This is a genomic window from Streptomyces thermovulgaris, assembly GCF_002155915.1.
GTDB classification, from domain to species: domain Bacteria; phylum Actinomycetota; class Actinomycetes; order Streptomycetales; family Streptomycetaceae; genus Streptomyces; species Streptomyces thermovulgaris.
The window spans coordinates 11,785-25,015 of sequence record NZ_MUME01000043.1; the positions used below are offsets into that span (position 1 = coordinate 11,785).

Genomic DNA, 13,231 nt, shown 5'->3' on the forward strand with positions numbered 1-13,231 from the left:
CCGCCCGGACCGGAAGGGGGGGCCGCTCGTCCGCGGCCCCCCGTGCGCTCGGCGGCTTCCGCGCGCTTTCAGTCGACCTCGGCCACCGCCTGGGCGAACTGCGCCCGGTACAGCCGCGCGTACGCCCCGCCGGCCGCCAGCAGCTCGTCGTGGGAGCCCTGCTCGACGATCGACCCGTTCTCCATCACGAGGATGGTGTCCGCGTCCCGGATCGTGGAGAGCCGGTGCGCGATGACGAACGACGTCCTGCCGTGCCGGAGCTTGGCCATCGCCTTCTGGATCAGCACCTCGGTACGGGTGTCGACCGAGCTCGTCGCCTCGTCCAGGACGAGGATCACCGGGTCGGACAGGAACGCCCGCGCGATGGTGATGAGCTGCTTCTCACCGGCGCTGACCCCGGAGCCCTCGTCGTCGATCACGGTGTCGTAGCCGTCGGGCAGCGTACGGATGAACCGGTCGGCGTGCGCCGCCCGCGCCGCCTCCTCGGTCTCCTCGCGGGTGACCTCGCGCGAGGCGCCGTAGGCGATGTTCTCCGCGATCGTGCCGCCGAACAGCCAGGTGTCCTGCAGCACCATGCCGATCCCGGAGCGCAGCTCGTCGCGGGACATGCGCGCGATGTCCACGCCGTCCAGCGTGATCCGCCCGCCGGTGACCTCGTAGAACCGCATCAGCAGATTGACCAGCGTGGTCTTGCCGGCGCCGGTCGGGCCGACGATCGCGACCGTGTGCCCCGGCTCCACCGTGAGCGACAGGTCCTCGATGAGCGGCTTCTGCGGGTCGTAGCGGAACGACACATGCTCCAGCTCCACCCGTCCGCGCAGCTTCCCGGGCCGTTCGGCCGGCACCGGATCGGGCTCCTGCTCCTCGGCGTCCAGCAGCTCGAAGACCCGCTCGGCCGAGGCGACGCCCGACTGCACCAGGTTCGCCATCGACGCCACCTGGGTCAGCGGCATCGAGAACTGCCGCGAGTACTGGATGAAGGCCTGCACATCACCGATGGACAGCGCGCCCGACGCCACCCGCAGACCGCCGACGACCGCGACCAGCACATAGCCGATGTTCGACACGAACATCATCAGCGGCTGCATGATGCCGCTGTTGAACTGCGCCTTGAACCCCGCCTCGTACAGCGCCTGGTTCTGCTCGGCGAACCGCTGCGCCGACTCCTCCTGCCGGCCGAACACCTTCACCAGGGTGTGCCCGGTGTACATCTCCTCGATGTGCGCGTTGAGCGCCCCGGTGGAGTGCCACTGCTGCACGAAGTGCGGCTGCGACCGCTTGCCCACGCGCAGGGCGACGACGAACGACAGCGGCACGGTCACCAGCGCCACCAGGGCCAGGACCCAGGAGACGTAGAACATCATGGCGAGCACGCCGACGAGGGTCAGCACCGAGTTGATGAGCTGGCCCATCGTGTGGTTCAGGGTCTGCCCGATGTTGTCGATGTCGTTGGTGGCGCGGGAGAGCACCTCGCCGCGCTGCTGCTTGTCGAAGTACGACAGCGGCAGCCGCGACAGCTTCGCCTGCACGTCCTCGCGCATCCGGTACATGGTCCGGTTCACCGCCCGGTTCACCAGCCGGGTCGCCACCGCCATCAGCAGACCGGCCGCCAGGAACGTCACCAGGGCGAGCAGCAGGACCCCGGCGACGGCGTCGAAGTCGATGCCCCGGCCCGGGGTGAAGTCGGTGCTCCGGAGCATGTCGGCGATCCCGCCCTGCCCGCGTTCCCGCAGCGACTCGAGGACCTGCTCCTTGGTCTGCCCGGCCGGCATCTGCCGGCCGACGATCCCCGCGAAGACCAGGTCGGTGGCCCTGCCGAGGATCTTCGGTCCGATCACGCTGAGCGCGACGCTCACGACCACGCACAGCACCAGGACGCCGACCGTGACCCGCTCGGGTCCGAACCGGGCGACGAGCCGTCTGCCCGACACCTTGAAGTTCAGCGACCGGTTGTCCGGTCCGGCCGTCATCCGTCCCATCGGCCCGGCCATCAGGCAGCCTCCGCTTCCGTCAGCTGGGAGAGCACGATCTCCCGGTAGGTCTCGTTGTTCTCCAGCAGCTCGTGGTGGCGGCCGGTGCCGACGACGCGTCCCTCGTCCAGGACGACGATCCGGTCGGCGTCCCGGATGGTCGCCACCCGCTGGGCGACGATGACGACGGTCGCCTCGGCCGTCTCCCGGGCGAGCGCCGCGCGCAGGGCCGCGTCGGTGGCGTAGTCGAGGGCGGAGAAGGAGTCGTCGAAGAGGTAGATCTCCGGACGCTGCACCAGCGTGCGGGCGATGGCCAGCCGCTGGCGCTGCCCGCCCGACACATTGGTGCCGCCCTGGGAGATCGGCGCGTTCAGGCCCCCCTCCAGCCGGCTGACGAAGTCCTTGGCCTGCGCCACCTCCAGCGCGTGCCACAGCTCCTCGTCGGTGGCGTCCGGATTGCCGTAGCGCAGGTTGGTGGCCACCGTGCCGGAGAACAGATACGGCTTCTGCGGCACCAGGCCGACCGTCCTGGCCAGCACCTTCGGGTCCAGGGTCCGGACGTCCACGCCGCCGACGAGCACCTCGCCCTCGGTCGCGTCGAACAGGCGGGGCACCAGCCCGAGCAGGGTGGACTTGCCGCTGCCGGTGGAGCCGATGACGGCGGTCACCTCGCCGGGGCGGGCCACCAGGTCGACGTCCTTGAGCACGGGCTCCTCGGCCCCCGGGTAGCGGAAGCCGGCGCCGCGGATCTCCAGATGGCCGTGGCGGCGCAGCCCGGTCACCGGAGCGGCGGGCGGAACGACGCTGGAGTCGGTGTCCAGGACCTCCTGGATGCGCTCGGCGCACACCTCCGCGCGCGGCACCATCATGAACATGAAGGTGGCCATCATCACGGACATCACGATCTGCATCAGATAGGCGAGGAACGCGGTCAGGTCGCCGATCTGCATGCCGCCGCTGTCGATGCGGTGGGCGCCGAACCACACCACGGCGATGGACGACACATTGACCACCGTCATCACGAGCGGGAACATCAGCGCGAGCAGCCGGCCGGTCGCCAGCGACATCTCCGTCAGGTCCTCGTTGGCCCTGCGGAAGCGCTGTTTCTCGTACGCGTCGCGGACGAAGGCGCGGATCACCCGGTTGCCGGTGATCTGCTCGCGCAGCACCCGGTTCACCGTGTCCAGGCGCCGTTGCAGGGACCGGAACAGCGGGTGCAGCCGGCGCACGATCAGGGTCACGCAGATGCCCAGCACCGGTACGACGGCGACCAGGACGGCCGACAGCGGCACGTCCAGGCCGAGGGCCAGGACGACACCGCCCACGCACATGATGGGCGCCGACACCATCAGGGTGAACGCCATCAGGACCAGCATCTGGACCTGCTGCACGTCGTTCGTCGTACGGGTGATGAGGGAGGGCGCGCCGAAGTGGCCGACCTCACGTGCGGAGAAGGACTGCACGCGGTCGAAGACGTCCGCCCGGACGTCCCGGCCGAGGGCGGCGGCGGTCCGGGCGCCGAAGTAGACGGCGCCGACGTTGCACAGCACCTGTGCCAGCGAGATGCCGAGCATCACGGCGCCGAACGTCAGGATGTAGCCGGTGTCGCCCTTGACCACACCGTCGTCGATGATGCGGGCGTTCAGCGTGGGCAGGTAGAGGGTGGCGCAGGTCTGCAGGAACTGCAGCAGCACCAGGAGGGCCAGAGGTTTTCCGTACGGTCTGAGATAGGTTCGCAGAAGTCGTATGAGCACGCTGGTTCTTTTCGGGTCGGCGAGGAGGACCGGGTGTGTCCCCTGGCGCCCATCGTCGAGCGCTTCGTCCGCGTTACCCCGGCCGGGGCACCCCGCACGACCCGGCCGGGGCCGTCACCGGGCCCCGCCCGGCCGACGGCCTCCGCGCTCCCCGCTCCACCGCACGGATGAACCGGTCCGAGTGAACCTGCTTGTCCTGAATTCCCCCTCATGGGTTCTTTTGTGGCGGTGTGGTGGTTTCCTTCGTGAGGAAGGTCACGCGCGGAACGCTCCCGGATGGATCTGCTCGCGCACCGACACGTACTGCTGCCGCACCGCCTGACCCACCGCCAGGTCCTCACCGGGCTCCAGGACCTGGGCGACCGCGCCCTGCCAGACCGGCGGGGTGCGCGGATCCAGGGTGCCCAGCGACACACCGAGCGCCCAGGCGGCCTGCCGGGCGGCGCCGATCGCGGCGTAGTCCGCGGGCTGCGGCACGACGACCTGCGCCCCGAACAGCGAGGGCGCGGCGGCCTGCACGGCGGGCAGCTCGGCGGCCTGCCCGAGCAGGAAGACACGGCGCACCTCCACCCCCCGGCCGCGCAGCACGTCCAGCGCGTCCGCGAGGCCGCACAGCATGCCCTCGAAGGCGGCCCGCGCCAGGTGCTCCGGCTTCATGGACTCGCGTCTGAGACCCACGAGCGTCCCGGCGGTGTGCGGCAGGTTCGGGGTGCGCTCGCCCTCCAGATAGGGCAGCAGGACGAGGCCGTGGGAGCCCGGCGTGGACTTCATCGCCAGCTCGGACAGGGCCTCGAGATCGGGCAGGCCCAGCAGCTCGGCGGTGCCGCGCAGGGCCCGTACGGCGTTCAGCGTGGTCACGACCGGAAGGTGCATGCCGGTGGCGTCGGCCAGCGAGGTGATCATCCCCGTCTGGTCCACCAGCGCCTCGGGGTGCACCGCCATCACCGAGCCGGAGGCGCCCAGCGACACCACGGCGTCGCCCAGCCCCAGCCCCAGCCCGAAGGCGGCGGCCATGGTCTCCCCGGTCCCGGCCGAGATCAGCAGCCCCTCCGGGGTCATGCCGGCCGCGTCCGAGGGACCGATCACATCGGGGAGCGCGGCCTGATGGCCGAGCGCCAGCTCCACCAGGTCGGGGCGGTAGGCGCCGGTGGCGGCGGACCAGTAGCCGGTGCCGGAGGCGCCGCCGCGGTCGGTGGTGCGGCGCAGCGGACGGCCCAGCAGCTGCCACACCAGCCAGTCGTGCGCCTGCAGCAGCAGCGCGGTGCGCCGGGCGGCCTCGGGCTCGTTCTTGGCGAGCCAGCGCAGCTTGGTCACCGGCGACGAGGCCTGCGGCACACAGCCGACCGCCTGCGCCCAGGCCTCGCGGCCGCCGAGCGCGTCGATCAGATCGGCCGCGGCGACCTGGGCCCGCCGGTCGCCGCCGACCAGCGCGGGACGGACGGCGATGCCCTGGCCGTCGATCGGGATCAGCGCGTTCTGCTGCGCCGACACGCCGATCGCCTGCACGCCCTCCAGAAGGCCGCCGCCGGCGGCCTCCCCGAGGGACAGCAGCCAGGCCTGCGGGTCGACGTCGGCGGGACGCCCACCGCCCTGGGGGGTTTCCACCGGGTGGGGGGCATATCCCTGCCTGAGCACGGAGCCGGTCTCCGTGTCGCAGACGACGATACGAGTGAAATCGGGTGAACTGTCCAACCCGGCGACTATCCCCATGGCCAAAATTCTGCCGTATCGCCGCGCCGCTCCGAGTCACGGCCGCCCGGTACCGCAGGGGTGTGCGCGGCGGTACGAGCGCGGATGCCCGGCGGCCGGACGCGCCCGTGCGGCAGGGGCGCCGGGGAGGCGGTCCCGCGCCCGGCGGAGCGCCGGCGGGACGGCTGCGTCCGCTGCCCGCGAGACGTCGTTCACGTGGTGTCCGTGCCCCAGTCGTCCCCGCGGTTGCGGGAGCCGTTGGGGCCGTGCTCGCGCAGGGCGCGCATACGGTGGGCCACCGCCTCGGGAACGCGGTCGCCGACCTTCTCGGTGACCGTGTGGTAGGCCTTGTCCGCGAAGTGGCGGCCCTGCTGGGCGGCGCTCTCGGCGGTGTTGCGCACCGCGGGGTTCTGGGCGACCCGCCGGGCGGACTCCTTGATCTGCTCGTAGCGCTCGCGTCCGGCCCTCGCGCCCAGCACGAAACCCACGGCGAGCCCTGCGAAGAACGCGAGCCGGTAACGCATGACGGTCACCCTTTCCCTTGCCTCGAGGTCACGCGCAGGGGTACTGGTTGGCGGAGCACCCCCCTGCTTGCGCTAATGTATGTCTCGCAGCGACCGCTCGCCCCCTGGCGGACACCCAGGCAGGTGCGTTCGATGCAACGAGGCATTCCTCCGTAGCTCAATTGGCAGAGCAGCCGGCTGTTAACCGGCAGGTTACTGGTTCGAGTCCAGTCGGGGGAGCTCGATCCTCCGTAGCTCAATTGGCAGAGCAGCCGGCTGTTAACCGGCAGGTTACTGGTTCGAGTCCAGTCGGGGGAGCCTGATGAACGAGGACCCTGCGGGGTCCTTTTTCATGCCCGGACTCCCCGCTTTGCGCGCCCGGGTGCCCCGCTCGCGCCCCTCCCCGGTCCCCCTCCGGTTTTTTTCCGTCCGTTTCACGCTCACGGGAACCGCCGCGGCGGCGAGGGAGTCTTCAAGGTCGGAGAGCCGCGGAGGACGACCACCTGAAGCAGGAGATCGTATGAGCGGCTATGCTGCGGCAGACGGCACGCACACTTGTACGCGCCACGCCGCGACGGGGCGGTAGCTCAGCCGGTTAGAGCAACGGACTCATAATCCGTCGGCCGTGGGTTCGAGTCCCACCCGCCCCACTGTGCAGGCTCCGCCGCAGATACGTTGTCATCCGCGGCGGAGCCTGATCTTTTGCCACGCCGAGGGGTCGCCCGACCGGATCAAGACCGTCCGCCTGTTTCCCGCTCGCCCGGTGCCCGCCCGGGCACGGACGGCCCTTTGGCCCCCGGAGCGCCTCTCCCGTCCCGCGCGGTGATCGCCCGGGCCGGGGCGGTCCGGGCACGGCGGCCGGGCCGCCGGGAGGTGAGCGATGTCTCAGGGGCGGTTGCGGTGACGGCGGGGTGACCGAGGGGGCACCGGCGGCAGCGCCCTCGGCCGGGCCCGGGTCCCGGGGCGTCCGCTCCGGCCGGAAGGACATGTGCAGGGCGCCGGCGGCGTATGCGCTTGTCCCGGACCTGCCAGGAGTCGGGAGGCTTCGGCCCATCGGCCGGTGCCGTGGGGCGCTCCCCGTCCGCGCCGCCCGTGCTCACAGGCGGTTTCGCCCTCGTCGGCCCGTGTCCCCGGCCGCTGCGCCCGTGCCGGGCCGGCCGGCCGCACTGTCACCATGAACGGCGGAATGCGGCTGCACTCCCCAGGCGCGCGGATCAGGCCGGCCGATGCCCCGGTCGAGGCGATGCCCGAAAGGGGAACCACATGCGCCGCATGCGCATTCGACGAATCTCGCCACCGTCGCCGCCGCGGGAGCCCCCTCGCCGGATTCGGTCTCGCGGGCGCCACCACCGCCACTGCCGCCCCACCGCGCGTCGTCACCCCCGGCGAGTGCGAGGAGGGCGGCGGCAGGGCCGCGACCGACGAGCCGGGCACCCTCTGCACCGGCGGCAGGCACCACGGAGAGAAGGCCGATCGAACCACGGCTCGTTCCCTCACGCACAGGGCGCCCCGCAGCCATGCGCTGCGGGGCGCTCCCGTGCGGGAGAAACCGGGCGCGGCCATGGTCCGCTCCCGGCGCGGAATCGTTCCGGCCGGCAGGGATGCCGACCGGAACGACTGTGTGGGAGAAGGGCGGCTTCCGGCAGTCAGTGTTCCACGGCCGTGCGGACGAGCCGGGGACACACGTCACGCGGCGCGGCACAATCCCTCGCCCGGCGCATCACCGCCGGTCCCGGGGCCGGCCTTCTCGGCTCCGAGGTGCGCCGGGGGCGCCGGCGCCCTGTACCCGGTTCACCCGGGTGTCCGGGCACGGCGGCGACGAAGGCCGCTCGCGGTGCGGCAGAGGCCGCGCCGGGGACGGAAAGCCGGGACACGTTCTGCGCGAGGGGCTCATCGGCGCACCGGACCGCGGGGAGCCGTGCCTGTGGGGTGCGGGTCCGTCACGATCCCGTCGCCGGGCGGGTCGTGACGCCGTGAAGGAGAGACGGCCGGGCGGGCGGATGCCGGTGGCGGGGCGGTCCACCCGCCCGCGTGCTCCAGGCCCTTCCCGAACGCCGGGAGATGGTGCACGGACGCGGGCACGCGGCAACGCCCTTGCGGCGTGGTCGGGTTGACGCTCCGGGCCGGCGCGGGACGGCCGGAGAGCCGGGGCCGCTCCGCTCACCGGACCGGCCGGCGCGGGACGGCCGAGGGGGCCCGCGGACGAGAGACCGGGACCGACGGCAGGCCGGAGCGGTCGCGGGACGGCCGGTCATGGAGCGGCGCCGACGATCCGTCAGTTTTCGGACAGCGCTGATCGTGCGTGAGCAGTCGGCGAAGAGGACGTGAGGGGGCTTCCCGGACCGGCCGCGACGCATTCGATCACGGCGAGTCGCGCCATGGTGACGCGCGTCTCAGAGTGTGAAAGGTGTCTTGGTGGGGGCCCGCGATCCCCCTATGGTGTGGCCGAAATTTGTTCAAGGCGACCGTCGCGGGACGACCAGGGCGCCCCTGTCGTCGCCGGCTCCCGGCAGGGTGCTCGTACTGGGCCGATGTCCGAGCAGATGCCGGGAGTCCGGCGGCTCCCGAGGCGGACACGGCGTCCGGAAGATCCCGCACCCCGCCTTCCCTCACCTCGCCGGACGCGGCACGGGCGAAAGCCGTGGCCGACGACATCGGTGATGCCGCACGACCCGGCGACGTGCAAGACGTACAAGACGCGCGTCCTGGGCGACCACGAGATCAACGGCACGCCCCCTCCACCGGTTCCTTCCTCTGGCCCGGCGGGACGGGGCCGGGACGGTGGTCCACCGCCCCGGCCCGGTCGCCGAACGGGTGTCAGTCGAGGGTGTCGGGGTCGGGTCCGGTGCGCAGGCCGCGGTCGAGCGCGGCGATGGCGTCCATCTCCTCGTCGGTGAGGGAGAAGTCGAACACGTCGATGTTCTCCCTGATGCGGGTCGGGGTGACGGACTTGGGGATCACGATGGTGCCGAGCTGCAGGTGCCAGCGCAGGACGACCTGCGCGGGGGACTTGCCGTGGCGTTCGGCGATGCCGGTGATCGTGGCGTCGCTGAGGACGGCGCCCTGGGCGAGCGGGCTCCAGGCCTCGGTGGCGATGCCGAGCTCGGCGTGCAGGGCGCGCAGCTCCGTCTGCTGCAGACCGGGGTGCAGCTCGATCTGGTTCACGGCCGGGACGAGCGAGGCGCTGTCCAGCAGCCGGCGCAGATGGGCGGGCTGGAAGTTGGAGACGCCCGCGGTGCGGACCAGGCCGTCGGCCACCAGCTTCTCGATCGCCCTCCACGACTCCCGGTACAGGTCGCGGGCCGGCGTGGGCCAGTGGATCAGGTACAGGTCGACGTAGTCCAGGCCGAGCCTGGACAGGGAGGCGTCGAAGGCCTTGAGGGTGGCGTCGTAGCCCTGGTCGGCGTTCCACAGCTTGGTGGTGACGAAGAGTTCGTCCCGCGCGATCCCGGAGGCCGCGAGCGCCTTGCCGACGCCGCCCTCGTTGCCGTAGATCGCGGCGGTGTCGACGGAGCGGTAGCCGGCCTCGAGGGCGGCGGTCACCGCGGCCGTGGTCTCGGCGTCGGGGACCTGGAAGACGCCGAAGCCGAGCTGCGGCATCCGGACGCCGTTGTTGAGCGTGACGGTGGGGACCGTGACGGTCATGCGTGGATCTCCTTGGCTGCTGGGCGAAGGGGGTGAAAAAGGTGGAAAAGGGGTGCGGGTCGGGCGGACGGGGTGCCGGCGGCGCGGACCGTGCGCCCGGAGAACCCGGACAAGGCGAGCGGACGGCACCGGGGAGGCCCTGCGGAGGGCCGGTGGCACCGGCCGGCCGCGGGAGGGTCAGTGGCCCAGGGGGGCGGTCGTCCGCTCGGCGGGGGAGGCCGCCACGATCCTGCCGGAGCCCTGGGAGCGGGTGCGGCGGTCGAGGAAGGCGGCGAGGAAGGACAGCAGCAGGGCGGAGCCGGAGAGCAGGGCGCCGACCCAGTTGGGCGAGGTGTAGCCGAGTCCGGCGGCAATGGTGAGGCCGCCGAGCCAGGCCGCGAGGGCGTTGCCGAGGTTGAAGGCGCCGATGTTGGCGGCGGAGGCCAGGGTGGGGGCGGCCGAGGCCTGGTCCAGCACCCACTTCTGCAGCGGGGGCACGGTCGCGAAGCCCAGGGCGCCGATCAGCGTCAGCGTGATCGCGGCGAGGACCTTGTCGTGGGCGGTCGCGGTGAACAGCAGCAGGGCCAGGGCCAGGGCGCCCAGCGAGGCGAACAGCATCGGCATCAGGGCGCGGTCGGCGAACCGGCCGCCGAGCAGATTGCCCAGGAACATGCCGATGCCGAACAGCACCAGCAGCCAGGTGACGGCGGCGTCCGAGTAGCCGGCCACCTCGGTCATCATCGGGGCGATGTAGGTGATCGCGGCGAACACACCGCCGTAGCCCAGGACGGTCATCGCCATCGCGAGCCAGACCTGCACATTGCGGAAAGCGGCGAGCTCCGTGCGCACCCGCGCCGTCTCGGGCCGTCCGGTCTCGGGCACCAGGACGGCCACACCGAGCAGGCCGACGACGCCGAGGACGGCGACGGCCGCGAACGTCACCCGCCAGCCGGCGGCCTGTCCGAGATGGGTGCCGCCGGGGACGCCGACGATGTTGGCGACGGTCAGGCCGGTGAACATCAGCGAGATGGCCGAGGCCTTCTTCTCGGGTGCCACCAGGTCCGCGGCGACGACGGAACCGATCCCGAAGAACGCGCCGTGCGCGAGGGAGGCGACGATCCGCCCGGTCAGCATGACGCCGAAGACCGGTGCGAGCGCCGACAGCGCATTGCCCACGACGAACAGGCCCATCAGGAACATGAGCATCTTCTTGCGGGACACCTTGGTGCCCAGCACGGTCAGCAGCGGGGCGCCGAACACGACGCCGAGGGCGTAGCCGGACACCAGCCGGCCGGCGGTCGGGATGGTCACGCCGAAGTCGTCCGCGACCTGGGGCAGTACGCCCATGATCACGAACTCGGTGGTGCCGATCCCGAAGGCCCCGATGGCCAGAGCCAGGAGGGCGAGAGGCATGGGGACGTACCTTCCAGATGATTGCGCGAAGCATTTACGGGCGTCGACAATAGTTGCACGCGCTGGATATTTGCAAACGCGGGGTAAGGCGTTCCGGGGCTGCCGCCGTGTGCAAGCATGGAAGGAGCGGCCCGCCGAAGGAGGAGCGTCTGTGACCGCCACCGACCCCGCACTCACCGCCCTCGCCCAGGGCTGGTGTGCGCTCTCCCTGCTCCACAACAGGATCGAGGCCCGTATCGAGCGGGCCCTGCAGGCCGAACACGGCCTGAGCGTGCGCGAGTACTCGCTGCTGGACGTGCTCAGCCGCCAGCACGACGGTGAGGGCGGTCATCTGCAGATGCGGCAGGTCGCCGATGCCGTCGTGCTCAGCCAGAGCGCCACCACGCGTCTGGTCACGCGCCTGGAGGACCGGGGACTGCTGTCGCGCTATCTGTGCCCGACGGACCGCCGGGGCATCTACACCGATGTCTCCCCGGCCGGCCGGGAGCTGCTGGAACGGGCGCGGCCCACGCACGACGCCGCACTGCGCGAGGCGCTCGACGAGGCCGCTGAGGACCCCCGGCTCGAGCCACTGGTCCGGGCCGTCGAGACACTGCCCCGCCGGATGCCGGCCACGTCCTAGCCGCGGGCGCGGCCGAAGTCCGGCACGCGGCCCGGGCGGGAAGGCGGGCCGCGCGGGGAGCACCGCCGGATCATGGACGGGCGGGGCGCGGGAGACGGCACCTCGGCCATGGCGAAGGCCCCGGACACCGGTCCGGGGCCTTCGCCTCTCAAGGGGCCCTCAGGGAGCCCTCGAGGGGCTCGTCAAGGGTTCGTCGGGGTGCTCCTCCGGGGGGCATTGCCCGGCGGGGCGTCGCCGTCGGCGGCGTCGGAGGTGTCGGGCAGGTCGTCGCCTTCGCCCTCGGCCTGAGAGGGAGTCGGATACGGCGTGTCCGGCCCTTCGGCGTCGTCGCGTTCGCCCTCGGCCTGGGAAGGGGTGCGCTCTCTCATGACGGTGACTCCTGCGGACGGGGCTGCTCACCCGTCCGGGCACCGGGTACCCCGGAACGCGCTCCGCCACCGCCGCACCTTCCGCGCACGGCCGCCGCGCACCGGCGCCGAGGCGGCGGGACGTGCCGCCGGGACCGCGGGCCGCGGCGGGAGCCGAACGGCTCCTTCGGGCTCCCCAGCGGGTCCAGGAGACTCCCTCAGGCCCCCAGCGGGTCCAGGATCAGCGGTTCGATGCGGCCCTCCAGCATCGCGCCCAGCCCCTGGACCGCGCACAGCTCGGGCTGCTCGGCGATGTGCACCGGCATGCCGGTCGCCTCGCGCAGCATCTGGTCCAGCCCCGGGAGCAGGGCCGAGCCGCCGACCATCATGATCCCGCGGTCGGCGAGGTCGGCCACCAGGTCCGGCGGGCACTCGCGCAGCACCCGGTAGAGACCGTCGAGCACGGCGGTCAGCGGCGCCTGGACGGCCTTGCGCACCGCGGCGGTGTCGACCCGGACGGACCGGGCGAGCCCCGTGGCCACGTCCCGCCCGTGGATCTCGGTGGAGGCCGGGCCGTTCGGGGTCAGCCCGTCGTCGGACAGGGCGAGCTGCAGCGGCCGTACCGACTGGCTGGGCAGCACCAGCGAGTGCGCCTGGCGCAGATGCTGCACGATCGCGTGGTCGATGGCCTCCCCGCCGACGGGAATGCGCTCGGCGTTGACGATCGAGCCGAGCGAGAGGACGGCCACCTGGGTGGCCGCGGCCCCGCACACCATGATCATGGTGGCCTCGGCCCGCTCCACGGGCAGCCCGCAGCCCACGGCGGCGGCGATCAGCGTGTCGACGAGTTCCACCCGGCGGGCGCCGAGCCCGAGCAGGGTCTCGACGGTGGCCCGCTGGGCCAGCGGGTCGGCGTCGTGCGGGGTGCAGGCGGCGGCCCGCAGCCGGGGCTTGCGGCGCAGGGTGCGGCGCATCTCCTCGCCGAGCAGATGCCGCAGCATGCGCTGTGCCATCTCGATGTCGACGACCGTGCCGCCGGAGACCGGGCGGACCACACGGATGTGCCCCGGGGTGCGGCCGGTCATCCGCTCCGCGAGCTCCCCGACCGCGATCAGGGCGCCGTTGCGGGTGTTCACCGCCGCGACCGAGGGCTGGTCGACGACGATCCCCACGCCCTTGACGTACACCCGGGTCCGGGCCGCCCCCAGGTCGACGGCGAAGTGACAGCGGCGCAGCTGCTCCAGACTGGCGGCCATGGCGGATCCTCCCGAGAGCGCGGACCGTCGCGGCCACCGGACGGCGGCCTCCT

The 13,231-nt window shown here is 72.4% G+C and carries 9 protein-coding genes and 3 tRNA genes; 4 read left to right on the forward strand and 8 right to left on the reverse strand.

Annotated features, from left to right (window positions below; all coding sequences use genetic code 11):
* Positions 1-68: 68 nt before the first annotated feature.
* The 4 genes from CCN35_RS05010 to CCN35_RS05025 form a co-directional block, all read right to left on the reverse strand.
* A complete protein-coding gene (locus tag CCN35_RS05010; protein WP_086791653.1) occupies positions 69-1,991 on the reverse strand; it encodes an ABC transporter ATP-binding protein in 1,923 nt (640 codons plus the stop codon).
* Positions 1,991-3,724, reverse strand: coding sequence for an ABC transporter ATP-binding protein (locus CCN35_RS05015; RefSeq protein ID WP_067390137.1), 1,734 nt, complete (start codon positions 3,722-3,724; stop codon positions 1,991-1,993). The genes CCN35_RS05010 and CCN35_RS05015 overlap by 1 nt, the downstream gene beginning before the upstream one ends.
* A 255-nt stretch (positions 3,725-3,979) precedes the next feature.
* Positions 3,980-5,434, reverse strand: a complete 1,455-nt coding sequence (locus tag CCN35_RS05020; RefSeq protein ID WP_067390140.1) for a xylulokinase — start codon at positions 5,432-5,434, stop codon at positions 3,980-3,982.
* A 191-nt stretch (positions 5,435-5,625) separates the two neighbouring features.
* Positions 5,626-5,937: a YtxH domain-containing protein gene (locus CCN35_RS05025; protein ID WP_086791663.1), complete on the reverse strand. Its 312-nt coding sequence runs from the start codon at positions 5,935-5,937 to the stop codon at positions 5,626-5,628.
* A 146-nt stretch (positions 5,938-6,083) separates the two neighbouring features.
* Between CCN35_RS05025 and CCN35_RS05030 the strand changes: the two genes are divergently transcribed.
* From CCN35_RS05030 to CCN35_RS05040, 3 genes are all read left to right on the forward strand, one after another.
* Positions 6,084-6,156, forward strand: a tRNA-Asn gene (locus tag CCN35_RS05030).
* Between the two features lie 5 nt (positions 6,157-6,161).
* A tRNA-Asn gene (locus CCN35_RS05035) sits at positions 6,162-6,234 on the forward strand.
* A gap of 258 nt (positions 6,235-6,492) precedes the next feature.
* Positions 6,493-6,566: transfer RNA gene (locus CCN35_RS05040), tRNA-Ile, on the forward strand.
* A 2,167-nt stretch (positions 6,567-8,733) separates the two neighbouring features.
* Here the strand turns inward: CCN35_RS05040 and CCN35_RS05045 are convergent.
* Together CCN35_RS05045 and CCN35_RS05050 are read right to left on the reverse strand one after the other, a co-directional pair.
* Complete coding sequence (locus CCN35_RS05045; protein WP_086791655.1) at positions 8,734-9,561, reverse strand: aldo/keto reductase; 828 nt, start codon at positions 9,559-9,561, stop codon at positions 8,734-8,736.
* A gap of 177 nt (positions 9,562-9,738) precedes the next feature.
* Positions 9,739-10,953: an MFS transporter gene (locus CCN35_RS05050; protein WP_067390147.1), complete on the reverse strand. Its 1,215-nt coding sequence runs from the start codon at positions 10,951-10,953 to the stop codon at positions 9,739-9,741.
* 151 nt (positions 10,954-11,104) lie between these two features.
* On the opposite strand from CCN35_RS05050, the gene CCN35_RS05055 reads away from it, so the two are divergent.
* Positions 11,105-11,575, forward strand: coding sequence for a MarR family winged helix-turn-helix transcriptional regulator (locus tag CCN35_RS05055; protein WP_067390150.1), 471 nt, complete (start codon positions 11,105-11,107; stop codon positions 11,573-11,575).
* 182 nt (positions 11,576-11,757) lie between these two features.
* On the opposite strand, the gene CCN35_RS05060 is transcribed toward CCN35_RS05055, so the two are convergent.
* Positions 11,758-11,943: a hypothetical protein gene (locus CCN35_RS05060; protein ID WP_067390153.1), complete on the reverse strand. Its 186-nt coding sequence runs from the start codon at positions 11,941-11,943 to the stop codon at positions 11,758-11,760.
* 197 nt (positions 11,944-12,140) lie between these two features.
* Positions 12,141-13,178, reverse strand: coding sequence for a rod shape-determining protein (locus CCN35_RS05065; protein WP_067390156.1), 1,038 nt, complete (start codon positions 13,176-13,178; stop codon positions 12,141-12,143).
* Positions 13,179-13,231 lie beyond the last annotated feature (53 nt).

What these genes read in the sequence shown, in the direction of transcription:
- CCN35_RS05020 (WP_067390140.1), bottom strand. Translation starts at nt 5,434, where the DNA reads ATGGGGATAGTCGCCGGGTTGGACAGTTCACCCGATTTCACTCGTATC.
- CCN35_RS05025 (WP_086791663.1), bottom strand. Translation starts at nt 5,937, where the DNA reads ATGCGTTACCGGCTCGCGTTCTTCGCAGGGCTCGCCGTGGGTTTCGTG.
- CCN35_RS05050 (WP_067390147.1), bottom strand. Translation starts at nt 10,953, where the DNA reads ATGCCTCTCGCCCTCCTGGCTCTGGCCATCGGGGCCTTCGGGATCGGC.
- CCN35_RS05065 (WP_067390156.1), bottom strand. Translation starts at nt 13,178, where the DNA reads ATGGCCGCCAGTCTGGAGCAGCTGCGCCGCTGTCACTTCGCCGTCGAC.
- CCN35_RS05045 (WP_086791655.1), bottom strand. Translation starts at nt 9,561, where the DNA reads ATGACCGTCACGGTCCCCACCGTCACGCTCAACAACGGCGTCCGGATG.
- CCN35_RS05010 (WP_086791653.1), bottom strand. Translation starts at nt 1,991, where the DNA reads ATGGCCGGGCCGATGGGACGGATGACGGCCGGACCGGACAACCGGTCG.
- CCN35_RS05060 (WP_067390153.1), bottom strand. Translation starts at nt 11,943, where the DNA reads ATGAGAGAGCGCACCCCTTCCCAGGCCGAGGGCGAACGCGACGACGCC.